Here is a 23078-nt window from a genome sequence, read left to right on the forward strand (position 1 = left end):
GTACAACAACTCTTGTGCAATGACTCTTGTACAAGTGCTCGCGTAAGCTCCCGGCATGGGTTTCGTCGCATGGGTGATCTTCGGCGCGATCGTCGGCTGGGCCGCGAACCTGGTCGTCGGCGGCCGGGACCGGCGCCGGCAGGGTTGCCTGGTCAGCGTGCTGGTCGGCGTGGTCGGCGCGGCACTGGGCGGGCTGCTCTACCGGCTCGCGACCGGCCAGTCGAAGACCTTCGACTTCGACTTCCCCAGCTTCGGCGTGGCCATCCTCGGCGCCGTCGTGCTGCTGGCGATCCTGCGGCTCGTAACCGGTGTCGGCCGCCGTCCGAGTGACCGTTCGTAACGTTTACTCGGACATTCGGTGATCAACCGGCGATCAGCCGCTAAACTGCTTCCTCACGCGCATCTCCCGGTGGCCGGGTGCATGCGCCGTCGGGGGGCGGATGCACCCGGCCCCGGTTCCCCTTCTTCGCCTCGATCACCACGTCGACGGCGCGCAGCGGGTCCACCAGGGACGGCAGGGGGACTTCGTCGATCTCGGCCCGCCACGCCCCGAACAGCTCGTCGAGGCGGACGTCGGCCGGCTCGCGGTGATCGGTCATCGTCCCCTCCCGAGGTTCGTGTGGCAGCGCCCCGAACGGCGTCAACTACTGAGAGTTGTCGCTGAATTCGACCAAGCGTTACCGGGATGTGGTCCCTCCCACCCGCTGCGGGGACACCCTCGCGAGGGAGCCGATCAGGGGCACGCGGCGAGCCCTGCCTGGGGCAGCGGTAGCGTGGTGGCGCCCGTACGCGGCCGCCGGACCCCGGCGCCGACACCTCCTTCCGACACGAAACCAGGGGACCCGACCATGAGCGGCACCCGGCCGGAGCCCGCCGGCAACCCAGTCGCGCACGCACTCCAGCTCGCCCGCGAGACGCTGCCGCCGATGCACCCGGCCGGCCGCCCGTTCGTGGCGGGCGGGGTCGCCGCGACGCTGCTCGCCCGCCGGTTCTCCAAGCGCCTCGGGCTCGTCGGGGCGCTCGCGACCGTGGCCACCGCCGCGTTCTTCCGCGAGCCGAAGCGGGTCCCGCCGCCGCGTGACGGCGTCGCGCTCGCCTCGGCCGACGGGCTCGTGTCGCTGATCGAGGAAGCCGTCCCGCCCGCCGAGCTGGGCCTGCCCGCCGAGCCGCGGATGCGCGTGTCGGTGTTCCTCTCGGTGTTCGACGTGCACGTCCAGCGCGTGCCGGCGAACGGCGTGATCGAGCGGGTCGCCTACCGGCCCGGCAAGTTCCTCTCCGCCGACCTGGACAAGGCCAGCGACGACAACGAACGCAACTCCGTGCTGATGCGCACCGAAGACGGCCACGAGCTCGTCGTCGTGCAGATCGCCGGGCTGGTCGCGCGCCGCATCCTCTGCGAGATCCGCGAGGGCGACAAGGTCGGCGCCGCGTCGACCTACGGCATCATCCGCTTCGGCTCGCGGGTCGACCTCTACCTTCCGCCGGGCTCGACGGTGCTGGTCGGCAAGGGCCAGCGCACGATCGGCGGCGAGACCGTGATCGCCGAACTCCCTGCCGCGCCTGCGAAAGGCTGATCGATGGTCCGCGTGACCACCCCCGGCGTCCGCCTGCTGCCGAACGCCATCACCGTGCTCGCGCTGTGCGCGGGGTTGTCGGCCGTGCAGTTCGCGCTGACGAAGAACTACGCGATGGCGATCGCCTCGATCGGCATCGCGGCGGTGCTCGACAGCCTGGACGGCCGGATCGCGCGCCTCTTGGACGCGACGTCGAAGATGGGCGCGGAGCTGGACTCGCTGTCCGACGGCATCTCGTTCGGCGTGGCCCCGGCGCTGGTCATCTACGTGTGGCAGACGGGCGCGGACCGGATCGGCTGGGTGGCGTCGCTGATCTTCGCCGTCTGCATGATCCTGCGGCTGGCGCGGTTCAACACGCTGCTGGACGACACCGAGCAGCCGCCGTACGCGAGCGAGTTCTTCGTCGGCGTCCCGGCGCCCGCCGGCGGCCTGCTGGCGATGCTGCCGCTGGTGGCGTACCTGCAGTGGGGTGCCGGGTGGTGGTCGTCGCAGTACGTCGTGTGGGCGTGGACGATCGCGATCGCGGCCCTGCTGATCAGCCGCATCCCGACACTGTCGCTGAAGACGGTCAAGGCGCCGGCCAAGGCGATCGCGCCGCTGCTGATCGGCGTCGCCCTGCTGGCCGCGGCGATCATCCAGTTCCCGCTGGTCGCGCTGATCGTGGCGATGGTCCTGTACCTCGCGCACATCCCGTACTCGGTCTACCGGCACCGCTGGCTGGCCGCGCACCCGGAGGCCTGGACGGTCCCGCCGCGCGAGCGCCGCGCGATCCGCCGGGCGCGCTCCCCGCGCCGGCTGGGGCTGCGGCCGCCGCTGCGCCGCCGGGTCGCGGGCGCGGCGATGCGCGCGGTCCGGTTGCCGCGCGAAACGGTCCGCACCCCGCGGGGCACTTCGCAGAACGGCCAGGGACCGCGCCGCCGCTCATGGCGCCAGATCGGCCTGCGCCGCAAGTAGCCCGCCGATCAGCAGGTCCAGCTGGTAGCCGAAGTCCTGCACGCAGTCGCCCGTCTCCAACGCGGGCAGCACGCGACGCAGGCTCGGCAGTTCTTCGGCCGCGGCCATCCGGCGGAAGTACGCGACCACCGGCTCGGCCCGCTCGGCCTTCGCGCCGGTGCCGGCCGTGCCGGTGAGCACCGAGCCGAACAGCATGCCCAGCAGCGACCGGTAGCTCCGGGCCGCGGCTTCGTCGTCCAGTCCCGCGTCGAGCAGGGCGTGCAGCAGGGCGTCGATCACCCGCAACGCCCCCGCCGAGCGCGGGTTCGCGTCCTGCGCCGCCAGGGCCCGGACCACCACCGGGTGCCGGGTGAAACTCCCGTGCAGCCCCGTGGCGAGCGACCGCAGCCGCGCGTTCCACGGCAGCGCGGGATCCGGCAGCGGCACCTCTTCGAAGACCCGCGCGGTGAGCCCGTCGAGCAGGTCGCCCTTGTTCCGGACGTGGTTGTACAGCGACATCGCCTCGACACCGGCCGCCGCCGCGACCTTGCGCATCGACAGCGCCGCCAGGCCCTGCTCGTCGGCCAGCCGCAGGGCCGTGTCCAGGACTTTCTCACGGTTCAGGACCATACTTACAGTGTACGCATACACTGTAAGCATGGACGCCGAAACCGTGCTCACCACCACCCGATCGGTCCGCCGCAAGCTGGACCTGGAGCGGGACGTGCCGCAGGACGTGCTGGACAACTGCCTCCGCGTCGCCCAGCAGGCACCGGCCGCCGGCAGCATGGCGGCTCAGTTCCGCTGGCTGCTCGTGCGCGATGCCGGCACCAAAGCCGCCATCGCCGCCTACAGCCGTGAGACCGCCGAAGCGGCTTGGGCGAAGTACGGCCACCTCGTCGAGGAACGCGCTCTCGCTTCGGCCCAGCACCTCGTGCGCAACCTCCACCGCGTGCCCGTGCTCGCCATCCCCTGCATGATCGGCAGGCCGCCGGCGGACGCCTTCTCGCAGTCCGCGTACTTCGGCTCCGCCTACCCCGCGATCTGGAGCTTCCAGCTGGCCCTGCGCGACCGCGGCCTCGGCAGCTCGATCTGCGGCTACCACCTCCAGGACCACGAAGCCGACGTCGCCGCCCTGCTCGGCATCCCCGATGACGTCCTGCAAGTCAGCCTGCTCGCCGTCGCCCACACCACCCAGCGCGACTTCCGCCCGGCCGCCCGGCCGGCGCTCGAAGACATCACCTACTTCGACGCCTGGGGCCGCTCCGCATCGCTAGGGTGAACGGCGTGAGCCACCCGCAGATCACGTTGACCGTCCGGCACACGCCGTCCGCGCTGGACACCCGCCGCGGTGTCGTCCGGCTGCACCCCGAAGTCCTGGACGCGCTCGGCCTGCGGGCCTGGGACGCCGTGCACCTCACCGGCGCCCGGGTCAGCGCCGCCCTCGCCGCGCCCACCGACGAGGCCGACGTGCCCGGGATCGTCCTCACCGACGACGTCACCATGTCGAACCTCGGCGTCACCGAGGGCGCCGAGGTGGTGGTCGCGCCCGCGGACGTCGCCGCGGCGAAGACGGTCACCGTCGCCGGTTCGCGGCTGGCCAGCGTCTCGGTCAGCCCGCACATGCTGCGGCTGGCCCTGATCGGCAAGGTGCTCACCGTCGGCGACGCCGTTTCCCTGCTGCCGCAGGACCTCGCGCCGCAGCCGGGGTCCGACCCGGCAGGCCTGCGCGGCCAGCTGTCGCGGGCCATCGGCGCGACCTGGACCAACGAGCTGCTCACCGTGACCGCGACCGAGCCCGCCGGCACCGTCGCGGTCGGACCGTCCACAGTGGTCACCTGGCGCGACGGCGCCCGGCCCGCCCCGGAGCCCGCCGCGCCGCGGACGGCGACCGCGCTCGTCCGCACCTCCGCCGTCACCGCGGCCGAGGAGTGGATCGACGCCGAGATCGTCGAGGACGAGGTGGCCGTGGTCGAGGAGACCGCCGAGCCCGTCGTCCCGCTGGCCGACCTGATCGGCGCCGAGGCGGCCGCGCGCAAGCTCGGCGAGTGGTTCGACCTGGCCTTCCACCGCCCTGAGCTGCTGGCCCGGCTCGGCGCGCCCGCCCACCTGGGCGTCCTGCTGTCCGGCCCCGAGGGCGTCGGCAAGGCGACGCTCGTGCGGTCGGTGGCGAACGAGGCCGGCATCCGCGTGGTGCCGCTGGCCGCGCCGAACCTCGCGGTGCTGGACCCGAACGTCGCGGTTGCGCGCCTGCGCGAGGCCGTCCGTGCGGCCGAGGGGCCCGCGGTGCTGCTGCTCACCGACGTCGACGCGCTGCTGCCCGCGGCCACGCCGCCGCCGGTGGCGACCGTCGTTCTCGAAGAGCTGCGGACGGCGCTGCGGCGTGAGCGCTTCGCCGTCGTCGCGACGACGGCCCGCGCGGAGTCCGCCGACCCGCGGCTGCGCGCCGCCGACCTGCTGGACCGCGAGCTGTCCCTCGCGCTGCCGGACGCCAAGACGCGCCGCGAACTGCTGAACGTCCTGCTCCGCGACGTCCCGCTCGACACCGGCATCGACTGCGGCGTCCTCGCCGAGCGGACGCCGGGGTTCGTCGCCGCGGACCTGATCGCCCTGCGCCGCGACGCCGCGCTGCGGGCCGCGCTGCGCCAGCGCGAGGCCGAGGAGCCGCGCATCTCCCAGCAGGACCTGCTGGACGCGCTGGCCACCGTCCGGCCGGTGTCGATGTCCACTTCGGACAACCTGGCCACCGGCGGCCTGACCCTGGACGACGTCGGGAACATGGTCGACGTCAAGCAGTCGCTCACCGAGACCGTGCTGTGGCCGCTGCGGTACCCGGATTCGTTCGCGCGCCTCGGCGTCGAGCCGCCGCGCGGCGTGCTTCTGTACGGGCCGCCCGGTGGTGGCAAGACGTTCCTGGTGCGGGCGCTGGCCGGCACCGGCGCGCTGAACGTCTTCGCGGTCAAGGGCGCCGAGCTGATGGACAAGTGGGTCGGCGAGTCCGAGCGCGCGGTGCGGGAGCTGTTCCGCCGGGCCGCCGAGGCCGCGCCGTCGCTGATCTTCCTGGACGAGATCGACGCGCTGGCCCCGCGCCGCGGCCAGTCGTCGGACTCCGGCGTCGCCGACCGCGTGGTCGCGGCGCTGCTCACCGAGCTCGACGGCGTCGAGCCGATGCGCGAGGTCGTCGTGCTGGGCGCGACGAACCGGCCGGAACTGGTCGACCCCGCGCTGCTGCGGCCGGGCCGGCTGGAGCGGCGCGTCTACGTGCCGCCGCCGGACGCCGAGGCCCGGGCCGCGATCCTCGCGGCCAGCTCGAAGAACACGCCGCTGGCGTCCGATGTGGACCTCGCCGAGGTGGCGTCCACTCTGGACGGCTACTCGGCGGCCGACTGCGCGGCGCTGATCCGCGAGGCGGCGCTGACGGCGATGCGCGAGTCGCTGGAGGCCCGCGAAGTCACCGCGGCGCACCTGGAGACCGCCCGCAAGACCGTCCGGCCGAGCCTCGACCCGGCGCAGCTCGCCGCGCTGGAGGCGTACGCGAAGACCCAGGTCAGCGACTGAAAAAGCGGCCGTCACCCGCGGGTGACGGCCGCTTTCGAAGCCTCAGCTGCCCTTGTGGCCGGACTGGTACTCCTTGGTCACGATGACGATCACGCCGGGGCTCGCGCTCTCGATGCCCGGGAAGCGCGGCTCGGCCTTGATGCCGAACTCCTGGGCGAGCTGCTTGGCGGCGGCTTCCTCGTCGGTGCCCGGGCGGTAGTACGCCGTCGTCGTCGGGATGATGCCCTGGGAGTAGTTGCTGACCTCGTTGACGTTCCAGCCGCCACCGCGGAAGTCTTCCGCCGCGCGGTCCGCCAAGCCCTTGATCGTCGAGTTGTTGAAGACCCGCACGGTCACCCACTTGTTGGACGCCTGCTGGTCACCGGGCTGGCCCGGCTGCCCCTGCGTCGGCTGGCCGCCGGGCGCCGGGGTCGACGTCGGCGGCGGGGTGGGCGACGACGGGTTCGCCGAAGTCGAGGGCGGGGTGGCCGTCGACGACGTGGCCAGCGGCGCCGAAGTGCCCCCGGACGTGCCCGGCTGCGTCGCCGTGCCGCTCGGCCCGGCCTCGTTGGACCCATTGCCGCCGCTCAGTGCGGTGACCCCGCCGATGACCGCGGCGATGATCGCCACGCCGACCAGGGCGACGCCCGCGGCCTTCATCGGCCGGGACATTCCCGAAAACACGCTCATTTCAGCTCGATCCCCAGTCGCCGGGCGCCTCGCTTGCGCTGGCGGGCGGCGCGGGTCTTGCGCAGCCGCTTCACCAGCATCGGGTCGGCTTCGATCGCCTCGGGCTTCTCCAGCAGCTTGTTGAGCAGCTGGTAGTAGCGCGTCGCGGACAAGTCGAAGCGTTCGCGGATGGCGTTCTCCTTCGCCCCGGCGTGCCGCCACCACTGGCGCTCGAAGGCGAGGATCTCGACCTCGCGTTCGGTCAGGCCGGGCACGGGCTTCGGCGGCGACGGCTGCGGCTCAGCCATCGACTCCGCGGCGTCCATCCGAGTCCCTCTCAATCGGGCGTCATGGCGAATCAGACCTAGCTCTTCCGCGGGCGCCATTCAACCACGGAAGCCGCCGCCGACGTGGGCATCGACGTCGGCGCGTCACGGTCTGATGCAGGTCTACCAGAAGGGTCCGACTAAACTGGCTCGCCGTGACCATCCACCCCATCGTTATCGCCGGCGAACCCGTGCTGCACCAGCCGACTCGGGAGATCACCGAGTTCGACGAGAAGCTGCGCACGCTCGTGGACGACATGTTCGAGACGATGTACGCCGCCGAGGGCGTCGGCCTCGCGGCCAACCAGATCGGCCTCGACCTGCGGGTGTTCGTCTACGACTGCCCGGACGACGAAGGCGTGCGGCACAAGGGCGTCGTGGTCAACCCGAAGCTGGAGACGTCGGAGATCCCGGAGACCATGCCGGACCCGGACGACGACTGGGAGGGCTGCCTGTCGGCCCCCGGCGAGTCGTACCCGACGGGCCGCGCGAAGTGGGCGAAGGTGACCGGCTCCGACATCGAGGGCAACCCGATCGAGGTCGAGGGCACCGGCTACTTCGCGCGCTGCCTGCAGCACGAGACCGACCACCTGGACGGGTACATCTACCTCGACCGCCTGGTCGGCCGCCACGCGCGCGCGGCCAAGAAGATGCTGAAGCACAACAAGTGGGGCGTCCCCGGCAACTCGTGGCTGCCGCCGAAGACCCCCGAGGACGACGGCGCCGTCATCTGAAACCACGAAGGGCCCCTCGAGCGAGGGGCCCTTCGCCGGTTCAGCAGCCGAGGAAGTGGCAGCGGACCACCTTCGGCGTCTCCAGCACCGAGCCCGCCTTGACGTCCCAGGCCAGCCGGACGTACTGGGCGTGCGTCCAGGCCAGCGGGGTCGCCGACGTGTTCGGCGTGCCGGCCGGGAAGCCGGTCTGGCCCGACGGCGGGTTCTCGTCCCACACCTGCTCCGGCATGGTCTCCGCCGAGCTGCTCACCCGGCCGAGGTCACGCAGCCGCCGCGCGGCCGACGCACTGTCGCCGAGCGTCAGCTCGTACTCGCCGCGCTCGCCGGCGAGCAGCGGCCAGAGCCGGCCGAACGTGGTGCGGCTTTCGGCCGGGAACGTGTAGTCCCACGGCGAACCGTCGGCCTGCTCGCCGTAGCCGTCCTTGGTGTAGCGGTGCCAGAACTGCCCGGTCGGCGTGGTGAAGGCGATGTCCTTGTCGGTCACGCGGACGCTGTTGCGGATCACCGGGTCGTCGGCGCGGTAGATGCCGAGCCGGACCAGGTCGAGGAAGCCCGCGTCGGTGACCGCGCGCTGGTCCATCGTCACGCTCGAGTTGCCGAGGTTGTACGTCGTCCCGTTGTTCGCGTCGGCATCCTTCGTGAGCCGGACGAAGTACGGGTCCTTCGACAGCGGCCCGTTCGTGGTGATCGTCTGCTTCGGGAGGTCGGCCTTCATCTTGTCGGCCGCGGCGAGGTACCGGGCGGCTTCGGCGGCCGCGCCGTTGTGCGACGCGATGTCCGCCGCGCAGACCAGCCCGGCGATCACCGAGGCGATGGTCGACGGGGACCAGCCGTCCTGCTCCTCCCACCGCTCCTGCTGGGTGTACGGCGACGGCTGCCCGTTCGGCCCGCGGTAGCCGAGGATGAAGTCGGCGGCCTTGCGGACGCCGGCCCACAGGTCGTTCCGGCCCAGCTGCTGGGCCAGCACGATCGGGAAGGCGGTTTCGTCGAGCTGGATCGACGTCCAGTACGGGACGCCGTCGACCCGGCTGTTCTGCGGCATGTGCCCGTCGGCCTGCTGCTGCGTGCCGAACATGTAGGACACCGCGCGGTTCGCGGCGGCGGTGTCGCCGCCGGCGGCCAGGCCGGTCGCGATCTGGTAGAGGTCGCGCGGCCAGACCAGGTGGTAGGTGCCGGACGGCGACCATTCCGGGTCGTTGTTCCCGAACCGCCACGGCATGCTCGGCGAGGCGATGAAGGCGCCCGGGTGGTGCTTGTCCTCGCTCGCGGCGAGGGTCAGCATCGACGCCTTGTAGAGGTCGCGCTCGGCGTCGGTCTTCAGCGACGACGGCGGCTTGCTCACCCCGCGCAGGTACTGCTGCCACCCGCGGTCGTAGGCGCGCGTGATGTCGCGGACGCCGCGTCGCTGCGACGCCTGCGCGCTGCCGAGCGCGTCGGCGGCCTTCGCGCCCATGCCGAGCGCGAGGGTGACGTGCCGGTTGCGGAGGCCGTCGGCGGTCGTCTGCCCGGTCAGCACGACGTTGCCCTTCGCGGCGGTGTCGTAGGTGTTCAGCTTGAAGGTCTTGGTGAGCTGAGTGTTCCCGTCGGACGCGCCCGCGTAGCCGACGCTCGTCTTGGTGAACGCGGGCTTGGCGGTCAGCGCGGCCGAGTTCGTGGCGTCCTGCGCGGTGACAGCGTCGCCCTTGCGCGCGGCCGAGTCGTCGGAGCCGTCGTTGGTCAGGTCCGGGTCGGCGACCGCGTAGAGCTGGTAGGGCCGCCCGGTGAGCGACTGGAAGTCGACGTCCACCAGCACCGTCGTGGCGGCCGGGTCGGTGACGTAGGTCTTGCGGAGGCGCCAGCGGTGCTGGTCGTCGGTGATCGTCTGCTCGTAGGTCAGGCTGTCGTCGTCGGTCCGCCGGACCTGCTGGGACTTCGCGGTGTAGTCGGCCACGGCGAAGCTGCGGCCGTCGGTGACGACGAAGTTCATCGAGCGGACGCTCGGCGTCGAGAGGTCCGGGTAGTAGACCTCCGACAGCTGGCCGCCCTGGAGGGTGAACCAGACGTTGCTCGACCGGTCGTGGGCGGTCCCGAAGCCGGTCTTGTTCGCGGGCAGCCAGCTGGGATGGGCACCCGGGGCGCCGGGCGCCTCGCCCTGGGCCACCGCGGTCGCCGGGATCAGGCCGGTGACCAGCAGCCCGGCGAGGGCGCCGAACATGAGTTTGCGCATATCAACCCCACAGAAGATCGCTTCTGCACCGTTACAGAAGCGCTTTGGGAGTCTGCCGCCGAATCTTCACCGGCGCATGGTCCGATCCGGTGAACCACTGACCGTCACTGGTCCGGTCGGCGGTTCACGGACAGCGAACCCCGGGCTCACGATTTCGAGCGCATGCTTGTAGTACCTGCAACGGTGTAATCGAGGTGCTCCCATGGACGAGGCGATGGACGCCTACTCGCGCGCGGTCAGCACCGTCGCGAAGACCGTCACCCCGCACGTCGCCGGGGTGCAGCTCGCGCGCGGCAGCGGGTCGGCCGTCGTCTTCTCCGATGACGGCCACCTGCTCACCAACGCCCACGTCGTCGACGACCACCGGCGCGGTGTCGCGACCTTCGCCGACGGCAGCGAGGTGCCCTTCGACGTCGTCGGCGCCGATCCGCTGTCCGATCTCGCCGTGCTGCGGGCCCGGGGCGAGACCCCCGCGGCGGCTCGGCTGGGTGACGCCGACCGGCTCGTCGTCGGGCAGCTCGTCGTCGCCGTCGGGAATCCGCTCGGGTTCTCCGGCACCGTCACCGCCGGCGTCGTCAGCGCGCTCGGCCGGGCGCTGCCGGTGCGCCACGGCCGGGCTGGGCGGGTGATCGAGGACGTCATCCAGACCGACGCCGCCCTCAACCCCGGCAACTCCGGCGGCGCGCTCGCCGACTCCGCCGGGCGCGTCGTCGGCGTCAACACCGCCGTCGCCGGGGTCGGCCTCGGGCTCGCCGTGCCGATCAACGCGACCACCCGGCGGATCATCGACACGCTCGTCGTCGAGGGCCGCGTGCGGCGCGCGTACCTCGGCGTCGTGGGCGTGCCCGCGCCGCTGCCGGACGACGTCGCCGAGCGCACCGGGCAGCAGGCCGGGCTGCGGGTGCGCGAAGTCGTCGCCGGCGGGCCCGCGGACCGGGCCGGGCTGCGCGCCGGGGACCTCGTGCTGACGGTGGGGCGCACCCGTGTGTCGGACGCCCAGGGCATCCAGCGCCAGCTGTTCGCGGAGGTGATCGGCACCGCACTGCCGATCACCGTGCTGCGCAACGGCGCCATGGTCGACGTCTACGCCACTCCGGCCGAGTTGGTCGGGTGACTTGAGTATCGCGCTCCGGCGTGGCATGGTCGGTGGCACAACACCAACGCGGGAGCTCGCGCCATGGCGGGCTGAGAGGGTGACTTGCGTTTCGCAGGCGTCACCGACCGCATGAACCTGACCGGGTAATGCCGGCGTAGGGAGTGAAAGTCGTTGACGACGCTGGAAAACAATGCTGCCGTCTCCGTGACCACCGGGCCGATCACCGGCTCGCGCAAGGTGTACCACCAGACCGAGTCCGGGCTGCGCGTCCCGGCCCGCCGGATCGATCTGTCCAACGGCGAACACTTCGACGTCTACGACACTTCGGGCCCGTACACCGATCCCGAAGCTTCGATCGACGTCCACAGTGGACTGCACCGGCTGCGGGCGGGCTGGGCCGACGGCCGCGAGCACAACACCCAGCTCGGGTGGGCCAAACAGGGCGTCATCACCCGCGAAATGGAGTACATCGCCGCACGCGAACGGGTTTCGCCGGAGTTCGTGCGCGACGAGGTGGCCCGCGGCCGCGCCGTGATCCCGGTCAACCGCAAGCACCCCGAGTCCGAGCCGATGATCATCGGCAAGAACTTCCTGGTGAAGATCAACGCCAACATGGGCAACTCGGCCGTCTGGTCCTCGGTCGAGGAAGAGGTCGACAAGATGGTCTGGGCGACCCGCTGGGGCGCCGACACGATCATGGACCTCTCCACCGGCAAGCGGATCCACGAGACGCGCGAGTGGATCATCCGCAACTCGCCCGTCCCGGTCGGCACCGTGCCGATCTACCAGGCCCTGGAAAAGGTCGACGGGGAGCCGGAAAAGCTGTCGTGGGAGGTCTACCGCGACACGATCATCGAGCAGTGCGAGCAGGGCGTCGACTACGTCACCGTGCACGCCGGCGTGCTGCTGCGCTACATCCCGCTGACCGCGCGGCGCGTCACCGGGATCGTCAGCCGCGGCGGGTCGATCATGGCCGCGTGGTGCCTGGCCCACCACCAGGAGTCCTTTTTGTACACGCACTTCGAGGAGCTCTGCAAGATCCTCCGGCAGTACGACGTCACGTTCTCCCTCGGCGACGGCCTGCGCCCCGGCTCGATCGCCGACGCCAACGACCGCGCCCAGTTCGCCGAGCTGGAAACCCTGGGCGAGCTGACGCACATCGCGCGCTCGCACGACGTCCAGGTGATGATCGAGGGCCCCGGCCACGTGCCGATGCACAAGATCAAGGAGAACGTCGAGCTGGAGGAAAAGCTCTGCGGCGAAGCACCGTTCTACACCCTCGGTCCACTCGCGACGGACATCGCGCCGGCGTACGACCACATCACGTCGGCCATCGGCGCGGCCCAGATCGGCTGGTACGGCACGGCGATGCTGTGTTATGTGACGCCGAAGGAGCACCTCGGCCTGCCGAACCGCGACGACGTGAAGACCGGCGTCATCACGTACAAGATCGCGGCGCACGCGGCGGACCTGGCCAAGGGGCACAAGTACGCGCAGGAGTGGGACGACGAGCTGTCGAAGGCGCGCTTCGAGTTCCGCTGGAACGACCAGTTCAACCTGTCCCTGGACCCGGACACCGCGCGTTCGTTCCACGACGAGACGCTGCCCGCCGAGCCGGCCAAGACCGCGCACTTCTGTTCGATGTGCGGGCCGAAGTTCTGCTCGATGCGGATCACGCAGGACGTCCGCAAGTACGCCGAGGAGCACGGTCTGTCCACTGTGGAGGCCATCGAAGCGGGGATGGCCTCGAAGTCCGCGGAGTTCACCGAGGCCGGCGGCAAGGTGTACCTGCCGGTGGTGCAGCCGTGACACCGCCGACCGCCCTCACCATCGCCGGCTCGGACTCCGGCGGTGGTGCGGGCATCCAGGCGGACCTGCGCACTTTCTTCGCCCACGGCGTCCACGGGCTGGTGGCGCTGACCGCGGTCACCGTGCAGAACTCCTTGGGTGTGCAGGGTTTCACGGAGATCCCGGCCGACGTCGTCACCGCGCAGATCAAGGCGGTGGCGGCGGACATGGGCGTCAACGCGGCCAAGACGGGCATGCTGGCGACGGCCGAGATCATCCGCGCGGTCGCGAAGACCCTGGACGAGACGGGGTTCGACTTCCCCCTGGTCGTCGACCCGGTCGCGGCCTCGATGACCGGGCATTCGCTGCTGCGCGAGGACGCCCTGGAGGCGATCCGCACGGAACTGTTCCCGCGCGCGACGCTGATCACACCGAACCTCGACGAAGTCGGCCTGCTGACGGGGATTTCGGTGTCCGACGAGGCTTCCCAGCGCGCGGCGGCGGACGCCCTGCTGGAGTTCGGTTCCCGCTGGGTCCTGGTCAAGGGCGGCCACATGCGGGGGACACGGGACTGCGTGGACCTCCTGTCGGACGGCCACGAGTACATCTCGTTGAGCGGCCCCCGGTTCGAGACGAAGAACACCCACGGCGGCGGCGACACGCTGGCGTCGTCGATCACGTCGTGGCTGGCGAAGGGCGCTTCGGTGCCGGACGCGGTGGCGAAGGGGAAGAAGTTCATCGAGCGCTGCGTGGCGGAGGGCTACCCGCTCGGCGCGGGTGTCGGGCCGGTGTCGCCGTTCTGGGTGCTGGACGGGTCGTGAGCGGTAAGGCGGGATCCAACCCGCCTTACCGTGGCTGCTCACCGGAACTCGTGCACGACCTCGATCGGGCCGACCATGTGCGCGTTGAACTCGTCGAGTTCCTCGGCCGGAACCCACAACTCCAGGATGGTCCTGCCCCCAGCCTGCTGGACCGGATAACGCTGGAGGAACTCCGACTCGACCCGAAAGCGAGTGACGTAGCCGACCCCGTGGTGTGGCACGTTCCACTCCCGGGCGATCTTGGTCGCGTACTCCTCGTTGAGTACCGGGTAGAAGATCGGTTGCTCCGGCAGACGAGGTGGCCAGGTGCGCCAGCCTGACTGCCGGACGAGTTCCAGCTCCTCCGGACCGGTCGGCCGCCACAGCACAGTGGTCGGCGTCGCCTCCTGCTGAACCACCGTGCCCCCTCCAATGTCAGTCGAGTGGATCGTCTTCCGGCGTCGGAGCCTACTGAGCAGTCTCATCTCCCTGCCAGCCGATTTCAGGCGATCCTGTGTTGCCGGATCATTCCGCTGACCACTCAAAGTGCGCAGTGAGGCGCCGAAGCCGCTAGCGGACCGGCTGCAGCTCCCGGCCGTCGTACTCCTCGCGGGCCGTCCTGATCCGGTCGAAGTTCGCCTGCGACCACGCGCTCAGCGCGATCAGGTGCGCCCCCACCTCCGCGCCCATCTCCGTCAGCGCGTACTCCACCGTCGGCGGGGTCGTCGGGTACACCGTGCGGGTCAGGAAGCCGTCGCGCTCCAGCTGGCGCAGGTTCTGCGTAAGCATCTTCTGGCTGATCCCGTCCACCGCGCGGCGCAGCTCGCCGAAGCGGTGCGGGCCGCGGGCCAGCGCGCCCAGCATCAGGGCCGTCCACTTGTTGGCCAGCAGGTCCAGCACGTCCCGGCACGGGCAGTTCCGGAGATACACGTCCCAGGGTCCGCCCTGGTCACAGGTAGTTTCCACGAGGTACCTACTTTACGGACAAGTGCCTTCTGGCGAAAAGTGACGAACGATCCGAGTATAGGAGGCGACCCGAACCAAGAAGGAGTGAAGAGATGCGCATCGTGACCCAGGAGACCCTCGGCGGGCCGGAGGTGCTCCGCGTCACCGAGGCACCGCGGCCGGAACCCGGGCCGACGGAGGTCCTGGTGCGGGTGAAAGCCGCCGGCGTCAACCCCGTCGACTGGAAGGTTCGCGCGGGCGGCGGGTTCCTCGGCGAGCCGCCGTTCACCGTCGGGTGGGACGTCGCCGGTGTCGTCGAGCGGATCGGCTTCGGTGCGACCGGCGTCCGCGAAGGCGACGAAGTCCTCGGAATGCCGTGGTTCCCGCGTCCCGCCAACGCCTACGCGGAGTACGTCACCGCGCCCTCGCGGCACTTCGTGCGCAAGCCGGCCGGGCTGTCGTTCGCCGAGGCCGCCGCGCTCCCCCTCGCCGGATTGACCGCCTGGCAGGGACTGGTGGACGTCGCGAACGTCCATGAAGGACAGCGGGTCTTCGTCGACGCCGCCGCGGGCGGGGTCGGCCACCTCGCCGTGCAGATCGCCAAGGCGCGCGGCGCGCACGTCATCGGCACGGCCAGCGCCGGGAAGCACGACCTGCTGCGCGAACTCGGAGTCGACGAGCCCATCGACTACCACGACGAGACCGCGACGGCGTCCGATGTGGACGTCTACTTCGGACTCGTCGGCGAGGACAGCGACCTGCGCTGGCTCCCCGCGATCAAGGAGGGCGGCCTGCTGATCGGCGTGCCCAGCGGCGTCGGCGACCGCGTCGAAAAGGCGGCGGCCGAGCGGAACGTGCGGACGAGCCGGATCCTCGTCGAGCCGGACCGCGGCGGGCTGACCGGCCTCGTCGGGCTGATCGAGGCCGGTCGGCTGAAGGTCCGCGTCGAGCAGACGTTCCCGCTGGAAGACGCCGCCAAGGCGCACGAGCTGGGTGAGTCCGGCCGGGTGTCCGGCAAGCTCGTGCTGACCGTCTAACCCCGCGCGAGCACCTGGGGCAGCACCGTCGTGAGCCCGGTCCAGTCCGAGGTGATGACCGACGCGTGCTGCTTCGCCAGGTCGGCGACGCGCTGGTTGGCCTGGTCGACCGTCGGGTTGTGGGCGTCGATGGCCGGCGCGACGTTCTGCCCGTCGGTCATCACCAGGTAGTAGTGGTTGGCGTCGTACCACCACGGCCCGGTCTGCGTGACCCACGCGTTCGCGTCGCCGTCGAACACGACGAACCACGGCTTGAGGTCGGCGGTGTACTTGTCCCGAGGGTCACCGCCGGCCGCGCCGTGCACGGTCGGGAAGATGTTCGCGTCGCCGAGCTTGCCCGCGGTCTTGAGCCCGACGAGGTAGCGCGCGTACTCGACGTCGGTGTGGAGCGTGTCGGTCGGGTTCCCCTCCTCGACCGTGCCCGGGATGATCTCGGTGATCACCCGGCCCCGCAACGCGTCCACCGACGGCCAGTTGTCCGCCTTGGCCGCGTCGTCGAGCGTGGCGTAGCTCCCGAGCAGTTCGGCCGGGCGGAACACGACGCTGCCGAGGTGCGCGCGGAACGTGGCGTCCAGCTCGTCCGGGCCCATGCCGGTGTTGTCCGAGAAGCCCGTCTTCATCTCGAGCTTCAGGGTGATCGGCGTGTGCCCCGGGTGGGCGGCCAGCCAGATCCGGATGTCGTCGAGGCAGTACTCGAGGTTCTTGTTCTTGCCACCGCTGTAGAGCTGCGCCGCCGAGGTCGCCGCGACGCAGTTGTTGTTGTTCCCCAACGGGTTCGAGTGGCTGACCTTCCACTCGTGGGTGAAGAAGTCCGGCCAGACGTCCAGCTCGATCAGCGACGAGCCGGCGTCGAGCGCCCTGGCCAGGTAGTCGTAGGCCGCCGGGTCGTACGTGTTGTGCACGCCGACCGTGGTGACGTGGGAAAGCTTCGGGCTGTCCGCGTGCGCTGCCGTCGCCCCCGAGAGCGCCAGCGCCGCCGTGAGGACGGCCACCGAGAAGAGCTTCATCCAGGCTCCTTCGAACGTGAGTAACGTTCACAATGTCTCACCGTGGTTGACTGTTGATGAAGCAAAAGAGGCTGATTGGCCTAGACCAGAAGTCGGGAAAGACATGATTCCTTCGGCGTTGACCATCGCGGGGTCGGACTCCGGCGGCGCCGCCGGACTGCAGGCGGACCTGCGCACGTTCCTGACGTGCGGCGTGCACGGCCTGGTCGCGGTCACCGCCGTCACCGTCCAGAACACCCTCGGCGTGCACGACCGCGCCGACCTGCCGCCGCACATCGTGGCCGGGCAGATCGAGGCGGTCGCGGCGGACATGGGCGTCGGCGCGGCCAAGACGGGCATGCTGGCGTCGGCCGAGATCATCCACGCCGTCGCGGCGGCGTGCGACAAGGCGGGGATCGGCCGCGACGAGAAGATCCCGTTCGTCGTCGACCCGGTCGCCGCGTCGATGCACGGCCACCCGCTGTTCGACGAGGCCGGGCTGCACGCCCTGCGCGACGAGCTGCTGCCCCGCGCGACGGTCCTGACGCCGAACCTCGACGAGGTCCGCCTGCTCACCGGCATGACGGTGACCGACCGCGAGGGCATGCACACCGCGGCGGTGGTCCTGCACCGGATGGGCCCGCGGTACGTCCTGGTCAAGAGCGGCCACCTGCAGGCCGACCCGGAGTGCGTGGACCTGCTGTTCGACGGCTCCACGTTCGTCGAGCTGCCGGGCGAGCGGTTCGCGACGCCGCACACCCACGGCGCCGGCGACACGATGGCGTCGGCGCTGACGGCGGGACTGGCCAAGGGCATGTCGGTGGTCGAGGCCGCTCGGTACGGCAAGTGGTTCGTCTCGCACGCCGTCGAGCACGCCTACCCGATGGGCGCCAAGGTCGGCCCGGTCTCGGCCTTCTGGCGGCTGGCACCCGAAGAGCGCTGAGCGACCGCCCGGTTACCATCCCTGCGTTTACTGATCCTTGACCCAAGCAGGGGGCGGCCTTGACCGGACGCGAGCGCGTGGCGAAGTTCCTCGAAGACCGCCGCTTCCAGAACTTCGTCATCGCCGTGATCGTCTTCAACGCGGTCACCCTCGGCATGGAGACGTCGACGTCGATCATGGCCGGCTACGGCGATCTGCTGCACGCCCTCGACCACGTCGCGCTCGGCATCTTCGTCACCGAGCTGCTGGCGAAGTTCTACGCCTACCGCGGCGCCTTCTTCCGCGACAACTGGAACGTCTTCGACCTGCTCGTCGTCGGCATCGCGGTGATCCCGGCGACCGGGCCGTTCGCCGTCCTGCGGTCGCTGCGCGTGCTGCGCGTCCTGCGGCTGATCTCGGTCGTGCCGTCGATGCGCAAGGTCGTCTCCGGGCTGCTCGCGGCGATCCCCGGGATGGCGTCGATCGCCGCGTTGCTGGCGCTGATCATCTTCGTGGCGGGCGTGATGGCGACCAAGCTGTTCGGCGGCATCTCCCCGGAGAACTTCGGCGACCTCGGCACGTCGCTGTTCACGCTGTTCCAGGTGATGACCGGCGAGGCGTGGCCGGACATCGCGAAGGAGATCATGGTCCAGGCGCCGATGGCCTGGATCTTCTTCGTCGTCTACATCCTGGTGTCGAGCTTCGCGGTGCTGAACCTCTTCATCGCGGTCGTGGTCAGCGGCATGGAGGACGAGCTGCGCCAGGACATCCGCGAGGAAGAGGAGAAGCAGGCCGAAGCCCAGGCGGCCGCGAACCAGGAGATCCTCGAGGAGCTGCGGGCGGTGCGCGCCGAGCTGGCCGAGCTGCGCCGGACCGCCGTCTAGTCGTCCGCGATCAGGGCCTCGAGCGCCGGGAGCGCGGCCGTGAGCGCTTCGCGGTGCTCGGGCGTCAGGCGGTCGAGCCGCCGGTTCAGCTCCTGCACCCGCGTCGACCGGACGCCGGAAACCAACCGCTCGCCCTCCTCGGTCGCCTTCGCCAGCCACGCCCGACGGTCGACCGGGTCGGACTCGCGGCTGACGTAGCCCGCCTCGACCAGGGACGCGATGATCCGCGACATCGTCGCGGCGGCGACCCCTTCCTTCGCGGCGAGGTCACCCAACCGGAGCTGCCCGGAGATCACCAGCGTCGCCAGCGCCGAGATGGCGCCGTGGCCGGGCCCGGGCACGCCGGCCTGCCGCAGCGACCGGGACAGCCTGCCGACGGCCAGGTACAACCTGCCCGAGACGTCCTGGACCGATGTGCTCGTCACGGCTGGCTCCTTCTGCCCTGCCCCGCCGCCGGTGCGCCGGAAAGTGCCGTCCACCTTACGGGCTCGTCGTGCGCGGTCGGCGTGAAGCCACCCCGGTTCACCGGGGTGGACTTGACGCCTTCGCCCAGAAGCGCTGCGGCACCCGCCCCGCCCCGCGGGCCAGGTGACCGGCGACGACGGCCGAGCGCATGGCGGCGGCCATCCGCTCCGGATCGGCCGCCCGGGTGACGGCCGTGGACAGCAGGACGGCGTCGCAGCCGAGCTCCATCGCCAGCGTCGCGTCCGACGCCGTGCCGATTCCGGCGTCCAGGATCACCGGCACGCCCGCCCGCGAAACGATCAGCTCGATGTTGTGCGGATTCCGGATGCCGAGGCCGGTGCCGATCGGCGCGCCCAGCGGCATCACCGCCGCGCAACCCGCCTCCTCCAGGCGCAACGCGAGCACGGGGTCGTCGTTCGTGTAGGCGAACACCGTGAACCCGTCGGCGGCCAGCCGTTCGGCGGCGTCGAGGGTCTCGATCGGGTCCGGCAGCAGCGTCCGGTCGTCGGCGTGCACCTCGAGCTTGACCAGGTCGGTTTCCAGCGCTTCGCGGGCGAGCTGCGCGGTGAGCACGGCTTCGGCGGCCGTCCGGCAGCCCGCGGTGTTCGGCAGCAGCTCGATGCCGAGCCGCTTCAGCAGTTCGAGGACACCGGAGCCGCCTTCGGCGTCGGCGCGGCGCATGGCGACGGTGGTCAGCTCGGTGCCGGACGCCACCAGCGCCCGTTCGAGCACCGCGAGGTTGGCCGCGCCGCCGGTGCCGATGATCAGCCGGGACGTCAGCTTGGCACTGCCGATGACCAGCGGTTCTTCGTCCACTTCAGCCTCCCTGGACCGCGGTGAGCACGTCGACGCCGGCGCCCTTGGGCACGGCGGTGGTGGGCCAGTCGCTCCGGCGGACGACGACGCCGTCGACCGCGACGGCGATGCCGGGCCGCTGCCCGCCCGACGCGTCGAGGACGTCGGCGACCGTGGCGCCGTCCGGGAACTCCGTCCACTTCCCGTTGAGCTTGATCTCCATCACACGTGCTCCTTCTGGTGCAGGCGGGCGGGTGAAGCCGCTTCGACGCCTTCGGGCGGCTTCTCACCCTCGAGCCAGGCGAGGACGGCGTCCGCGGTCACGGGAGCCATCAGCAGGCCGTTGCGGTGGTGCCCGGTGGCGGCGAAGACGCCGTCGTCCAGGACGCCGATGTAGGGCAGGACGTCCCGGCTGCCGGCCCGCAGGCCCGCGGCGGTCTCGGCCAGCTCGTACTCGGTGATCGCGGGGAAGACGCGTTCGGCGCCCTCGATCAGCTCGCGCACGCCGCGCGCGGTGACGGCCTGGTCGAAGCCCGCTTCGTACTGCGTCGCGCCGAGGACCAGCTCCTGGTCGCCGCGCGGGACGAGGTAGATCGGCTTGCCTTCGACAACGGCGCGGACAGTCCGCGTGGGCGGCGGCAGGCAGCCGCGGCGGGGCTTGAGCCGCAGGATCTCGCCCTTGAGCGGGCGTACGGCGTCGGCCAGCTGCGGGTGCAGCCGCCCGGTCCAGGCGCCGGCGGCGAGCACGACGGCTTCGGCGTCCGGGAGCCGTTCCACGCGTTCGCGGACGAACCGGACGTCTCGCTTCTGGCCGGCCGCGTACAGGGCTTGAAGCAGTTTCCGGTTGTCCACGGCCAGGTCGCCGGGCACGTGGAGTCCACTTCGGACAGATCCGGTGCCGGGTTCGAGGCGCTTGGTCTCGCGGCCGGTGAGCCGCTCGGCCGCACGGCCGAGCTCGTGCAGATGGCGGGCCAGGATGTCCAGGTAGCCGGCGTCGGCGCTGTCGAAGGCGACGACGAGCGTGCCGTGTTCGGCCAGGCCGGGGTCGAGGCCTTCGCGGGCCAGGTCGCTCGCGAAGCCGGGCCAGCGTCTCAAGGATTCTTCGCCGAGGAGCAGGACGTCGTCCTCGCCCGGCCAGGCCTCGGTGACCGGGGCGAGCATGCCACCGGCCAGCCAGGACGCGCCGCCGCGGACGGGCTCGGGGTCGTAGAGGGTGACCTCGTGGCCGTTCGCGGCCGCGCGCCACGCCGTGGACAGGCCGATCACGCCGCCGCCCACCACTGCCAGGTTCGTCATGGAATCACGCTCCCTGCGCCGGCATGACCCGGATCAGGTTCCACGGTCGGAGCGGCAGCTCCCTCTCAGCCCGTCCCTCGGGCTCCCGTGCGGACGCGTCCACCCTAGCTCGCCGGGTACGGTCGCCGCTATGCCCGCCCTTTCCGGTGACAAGATCCGCGCCCGCCTCGACGCGGCGCGCCTGTACCTCTGCACGGACGCCCGCACGGCCCGCGGCGACCTGGCGTCCTTCGCCGACGCGGCGCTGGCCGGCGGCGTCGACATCATCCAGCTGCGCGACAAGACCGGGGCGCTGGAAGCCGCCGGCGAGATCGCGGCGCTGGAGGTGCTGGCCGAGGCCTGCGCGCGCCACGGAGCGTTGCTGTCGGTGAACGACCGGGCCGACGTGGCGCTGGCGGTCGGCGCGGACGTGCTGCACCTGGGCCAGGACGACATCCCGGTGCCACTGGCCCGCCGCATCCTCGGCGAGGAGGTGGTCATCGGCCGGTCGACGCACTCGCTCGACCAGGCCCTGGCGGCGGCCGCGGAGCCCGGCGTGGACTACTTCTGCACGGGCCCGTGCTGGCCGACGCCGACGAAGCCGGGCCGGTCCGCACCGGGTCTGGACCTGGTCCGCTCGGTGGCGGGCTGGACCCCGGACCGCCCGTGGTTCGCCATCGGCGGCATCGACCAGGACCGGCTGGCCTCGGTGCTGGACGCCGGAGCGTCCCGGATCGTCGTGGTCCGGGCCATCACCGAAGCCCAAGACCCCGAAGCTGCCGCTCGGGAGCTGCGCGCCCGCCTCCCCTGACCGAAGGCCTCACCGGGTCGGCGTGGTCGCCGCGCCCTTGCTGGCCAACGCCGGGCCGCTCCGCCTGGACCTGGCGCGCGAGACGGCGGCTTGGCCCCGGACCGCCCGTGGTTCGCCATTGGCGGCATCGACCAGGATCGGCTGGCCTCGGTGCTGGACGCCGGAGCGTCCCGGATCGTCGTGGTCCGGGCCATCACCGAAGCCCAAGACCCCGAAGCCGCCGCTCGGGAGCTGCGCGCCCGCCTCCCCTGACCAAGACAGACCCCCGCCCATCCCTGGGGGGCGTCCCCGTCCCAGTCTATCGGCTCCCGACCTGCAAAAACGGCCCCGCGCGAAGTTGTGGACAACTTCGCCCGGGGCCGTCGAAAACCGGCGCGCCTGTGGACAAGCCGTTGCGGCGAAAGGCCGATCCCGCTACGGCGTCGGCGTGGTCGCCGCGCCCTTGCTGGTCGGTGCGGTGGTCGTCGCCGGGGCCGACGTCGACGGCTGCTCGGTCGTCGTGCTCGGGGTCGTCGTCGGGGTCTCCGACGAGGTCGTCGGGGCCGTCGACGTCTCCGAAGGCGTCGTGGTCGTCTCCGTCGGGGACACCTGCGTGTCGTCGGTCGACTTCGTCGGCGGGGTCGACGGGGTCTTGTCCGGCTGCCCGCCGCCGTTGCCGAAGATCTTGCCGATGCTCGTGCCCGTTCCGCCGCCGATCTGGGTGCCCGTCGCCGACTCGAAGCCGACTATCGCCAGGATCGCCACCGCGAACGCCGCCACGCTCGTGCCGATGATCAACGGCCAGCGCAGCTTCCGCAGCCGCGACGGCAACCCGGACTCCGGCGGCTTCAGCTGCACCGTCGGCTGGTCGGTGATCGGCACCTCGGCCGCCGCCGGCACGTCGGGTACTCCGCGCCGGCGGATGCCCGACGTCGCCAGCTGCCGCGCCTTCAGCGCCGCCTCGCGGGTGCGCTGCAGCGAGCGCAGGTACAGCTCGCTGCCGACCGTCGACACCACGCTCGCCACGCCCGCGCCGACCACCGTGCCCGCCACGCCGAGCGTCGATCCCAGCAACGCCGCGGTCACCGCCGCGAGCGCCGCCGCCAGCACCTGCGCGATCCGCAGGCCGGACTTTTCTTCCTTCTTCGTGTCCAACTCGGAAGCCGCTGCGTTCTCCTTGCTCATGATCCCGATCCGCTAGAAAGTCTTCTCCCCGTTCCCAACGTGTAAGGCGCGCGAGGAACTCCCCACGTTGCCGGAGCGTGAGGAGCACCACTCCGACCGTCCACAATAGACACTCCATGCCGGACGTTTTC

At 71.3% G+C, this 23078-nt stretch carries 26 protein-coding genes, 1 pseudogene and 2 riboswitches; of the genes and pseudogenes, 14 read left to right on the plus strand and 13 right to left on the minus strand.

Annotated elements, in window-relative coordinates; genetic code table 11:
- Positions 1-55: 55 nt before the first annotated feature.
- Positions 56-340, plus strand: a complete 285-nt coding sequence (locus AB0J40_RS14405) for a GlsB/YeaQ/YmgE family stress response membrane protein (protein WP_364452236.1) — start codon at positions 56-58, stop codon at positions 338-340.
- A 40-nt stretch (positions 341-380) separates the two neighbouring features.
- On the opposite strand, the gene AB0J40_RS14410 is transcribed toward AB0J40_RS14405, so the two are convergent.
- Positions 381-599, minus strand: a complete 219-nt coding sequence (locus tag AB0J40_RS14410) for a hypothetical protein (protein ID WP_364452239.1) — start codon at positions 597-599, stop codon at positions 381-383.
- A gap of 249 nt (positions 600-848) precedes the next feature.
- On the opposite strand from AB0J40_RS14410, the gene AB0J40_RS14415 reads away from it, so the two are divergent.
- Both AB0J40_RS14415 and pssA read left to right on the plus strand, forming a co-directional pair.
- On the plus strand, positions 849-1574 hold the full coding sequence (locus AB0J40_RS14415; protein ID WP_364452242.1) for a phosphatidylserine decarboxylase: 726 nt from the start codon (positions 849-851) through the stop codon (positions 1572-1574).
- 3 nt (positions 1575-1577) lie between these two features.
- Positions 1578-2528 carry a CDP-diacylglycerol--serine O-phosphatidyltransferase gene (gene pssA, locus AB0J40_RS14420; protein WP_364452245.1) on the plus strand — a complete coding sequence of 317 codons (951 nt, stop codon included), beginning with the start codon at positions 1578-1580 and terminating at the stop codon, positions 2526-2528.
- Here the strand turns inward: pssA and AB0J40_RS14425 are convergent.
- Positions 2496-3137, minus strand: coding sequence for a TetR/AcrR family transcriptional regulator C-terminal domain-containing protein (locus tag AB0J40_RS14425; RefSeq protein WP_364452248.1), 642 nt, complete (start codon positions 3135-3137; stop codon positions 2496-2498). The genes pssA and AB0J40_RS14425 overlap by 33 nt on opposite strands.
- A gap of 28 nt (positions 3138-3165) precedes the next feature.
- Here AB0J40_RS14425 and AB0J40_RS14430 point away from each other — a divergent pair, with 28 nt between their 5' ends.
- Both AB0J40_RS14430 and AB0J40_RS14435 read left to right on the plus strand, forming a co-directional pair.
- Positions 3166-3789, plus strand: a complete 624-nt coding sequence (locus AB0J40_RS14430) for a nitroreductase family protein (protein ID WP_364452251.1) — start codon at positions 3166-3168, stop codon at positions 3787-3789.
- A gap of 5 nt (positions 3790-3794) precedes the next feature.
- Positions 3795-6065, plus strand: coding sequence for an AAA family ATPase (locus AB0J40_RS14435; RefSeq protein ID WP_364452254.1), 2271 nt, complete (start codon positions 3795-3797; stop codon positions 6063-6065).
- A gap of 42 nt (positions 6066-6107) precedes the next feature.
- Here AB0J40_RS14435 and AB0J40_RS14440 read toward each other — a convergent pair whose 3' ends face one another.
- A complete protein-coding gene (locus AB0J40_RS14440) occupies positions 6108-6734 on the minus strand; it encodes a LytR C-terminal domain-containing protein (RefSeq protein WP_364452255.1) in 627 nt (208 codons plus the stop codon).
- A complete protein-coding gene (locus AB0J40_RS14445; protein ID WP_003101701.1) occupies positions 6731-7039 on the minus strand; it encodes a DUF3263 domain-containing protein in 309 nt (102 codons plus the stop codon). The genes AB0J40_RS14440 and AB0J40_RS14445 overlap by 4 nt, the downstream gene beginning before the upstream one ends.
- A gap of 155 nt (positions 7040-7194) precedes the next feature.
- Between AB0J40_RS14445 and AB0J40_RS14450 the strand changes: the two genes are divergently transcribed.
- Positions 7195-7773 carry a peptide deformylase gene (locus AB0J40_RS14450; protein WP_364452258.1) on the plus strand — a complete coding sequence of 193 codons (579 nt, stop codon included), beginning with the start codon at positions 7195-7197 and terminating at the stop codon, positions 7771-7773.
- A gap of 40 nt (positions 7774-7813) precedes the next feature.
- Here AB0J40_RS14450 and AB0J40_RS14455 read toward each other — a convergent pair whose 3' ends face one another.
- Positions 7814-9979, minus strand: coding sequence for a glycoside hydrolase family 15 protein (locus AB0J40_RS14455; RefSeq protein ID WP_364452260.1), 2166 nt, complete (start codon positions 9977-9979; stop codon positions 7814-7816).
- Between the two features lie 202 nt (positions 9980-10181).
- On the opposite strand from AB0J40_RS14455, the gene AB0J40_RS14460 reads away from it, so the two are divergent.
- From AB0J40_RS14460 to thiD (AB0J40_RS14470), 3 genes are all read left to right on the plus strand, one after another.
- Entirely contained in the window at positions 10182-11093 is a 912-nt protein-coding gene (locus AB0J40_RS14460) for a trypsin-like peptidase domain-containing protein (RefSeq protein WP_364452262.1), read from the plus strand.
- Positions 11094-11131: 38 nt separating this feature from the next.
- Positions 11132-11253, plus strand: a riboswitch (TPP riboswitch).
- Positions 11247-12884, plus strand: coding sequence for a phosphomethylpyrimidine synthase ThiC (gene thiC / locus AB0J40_RS14465; protein WP_364452265.1), 1638 nt, complete (start codon positions 11247-11249; stop codon positions 12882-12884). Its footprint overlaps the riboswitch before it by 7 nt.
- Positions 12881-13684: a bifunctional hydroxymethylpyrimidine kinase/phosphomethylpyrimidine kinase gene (gene thiD, locus AB0J40_RS14470; RefSeq protein ID WP_364452267.1), complete on the plus strand. Its 804-nt coding sequence runs from the start codon at positions 12881-12883 to the stop codon at positions 13682-13684. The genes thiC and thiD (AB0J40_RS14470) overlap by 4 nt, the downstream gene beginning before the upstream one ends.
- A gap of 38 nt (positions 13685-13722) precedes the next feature.
- Here thiD (AB0J40_RS14470) and AB0J40_RS14475 read toward each other — a convergent pair whose 3' ends face one another.
- Together AB0J40_RS14475 and AB0J40_RS14480 are read right to left on the minus strand one after the other, a co-directional pair.
- A complete protein-coding gene (locus tag AB0J40_RS14475; RefSeq protein ID WP_364452270.1) occupies positions 13723-14082 on the minus strand; it encodes a hypothetical protein in 360 nt (119 codons plus the stop codon).
- Positions 14083-14233: 151 nt separating this feature from the next.
- A complete protein-coding gene (locus AB0J40_RS14480; protein ID WP_364452273.1) occupies positions 14234-14593 on the minus strand; it encodes a helix-turn-helix domain-containing protein in 360 nt (119 codons plus the stop codon).
- A 128-nt stretch (positions 14594-14721) separates the two neighbouring features.
- Between AB0J40_RS14480 and AB0J40_RS14485 the strand changes: the two genes are divergently transcribed.
- On the plus strand, positions 14722-15645 hold the full coding sequence (locus tag AB0J40_RS14485) for an NADP-dependent oxidoreductase (RefSeq protein ID WP_364452276.1): 924 nt from the start codon (positions 14722-14724) through the stop codon (positions 15643-15645).
- Here AB0J40_RS14485 and AB0J40_RS14490 read toward each other — a convergent pair.
- Positions 15642-16652, minus strand: coding sequence for a phosphatidylinositol-specific phospholipase C domain-containing protein (locus AB0J40_RS14490; protein ID WP_364452279.1), 1011 nt, complete (start codon positions 16650-16652; stop codon positions 15642-15644). The two genes, AB0J40_RS14485 and AB0J40_RS14490, sit on opposite strands and share 4 nt — an antisense overlap.
- 103 nt (positions 16653-16755) lie before the next feature.
- On the opposite strand from AB0J40_RS14490, the gene thiD (AB0J40_RS14495) reads away from it, so the two are divergent.
- Positions 16756-17574, plus strand: coding sequence for a bifunctional hydroxymethylpyrimidine kinase/phosphomethylpyrimidine kinase (gene thiD / locus AB0J40_RS14495; protein ID WP_364452282.1), 819 nt, complete (start codon positions 16756-16758; stop codon positions 17572-17574).
- A 59-nt stretch (positions 17575-17633) separates the two neighbouring features.
- Positions 17634-18437, plus strand: a complete 804-nt coding sequence (locus AB0J40_RS14500; protein ID WP_364452285.1) for an ion transporter — start codon at positions 17634-17636, stop codon at positions 18435-18437.
- Here AB0J40_RS14500 and AB0J40_RS14505 read toward each other — a convergent pair.
- From AB0J40_RS14505 to thiO, 4 genes are all read right to left on the minus strand, one after another.
- Complete coding sequence (locus tag AB0J40_RS14505; protein WP_364452288.1) at positions 18434-18862, minus strand: MarR family transcriptional regulator; 429 nt, start codon at positions 18860-18862, stop codon at positions 18434-18436. The genes AB0J40_RS14500 and AB0J40_RS14505 overlap by 4 nt on opposite strands.
- Before the next feature lie 97 nt (positions 18863-18959).
- Positions 18960-19718 (minus strand): thiazole synthase, encoded by a 759-nt coding sequence (locus AB0J40_RS14510; RefSeq protein WP_364452290.1) that lies wholly within the window; start codon positions 19716-19718, stop codon positions 18960-18962.
- A gap of 1 nt (position 19719) precedes the next feature.
- A complete protein-coding gene (thiS, locus tag AB0J40_RS14515; protein ID WP_364452293.1) occupies positions 19720-19920 on the minus strand; it encodes a sulfur carrier protein ThiS in 201 nt (66 codons plus the stop codon).
- Complete coding sequence (thiO, locus tag AB0J40_RS14520; RefSeq protein ID WP_364452296.1) at positions 19920-20993, minus strand: glycine oxidase ThiO; 1074 nt, start codon at positions 20991-20993, stop codon at positions 19920-19922. The genes thiS and thiO overlap by 1 nt, the downstream gene beginning before the upstream one ends.
- Positions 20987-21092: riboswitch (TPP riboswitch) on the minus strand. (Overlaps the previous gene by 7 nt.)
- A 31-nt stretch (positions 21093-21123) precedes the next feature.
- Here thiO and thiE point away from each other — a divergent pair.
- On the plus strand, positions 21124-21783 hold the full coding sequence (gene thiE / locus AB0J40_RS14525) for a thiamine phosphate synthase (protein WP_364452298.1): 660 nt from the start codon (positions 21124-21126) through the stop codon (positions 21781-21783).
- Between the two features lie 64 nt (positions 21784-21847).
- A pseudogene (locus AB0J40_RS14530) lies at positions 21848-22035 on the plus strand (thiamine phosphate synthase); the annotation flags it as partial.
- Positions 22036-22197: 162 nt separating this feature from the next.
- On the opposite strand, the gene AB0J40_RS14535 reads toward AB0J40_RS14530, so the two are convergent.
- Positions 22198-22947, minus strand: a complete 750-nt coding sequence (locus AB0J40_RS14535; RefSeq protein ID WP_364452301.1) for a hypothetical protein — start codon at positions 22945-22947, stop codon at positions 22198-22200.
- Between the last annotated feature and the right edge of the window lie 131 nt (positions 22948-23078).

This window comes from Amycolatopsis sp. NPDC049691 (genome assembly GCF_040675005.1).
Classification (GTDB): Bacteria; Actinomycetota; Actinomycetes; order Mycobacteriales; family Pseudonocardiaceae; genus Amycolatopsis.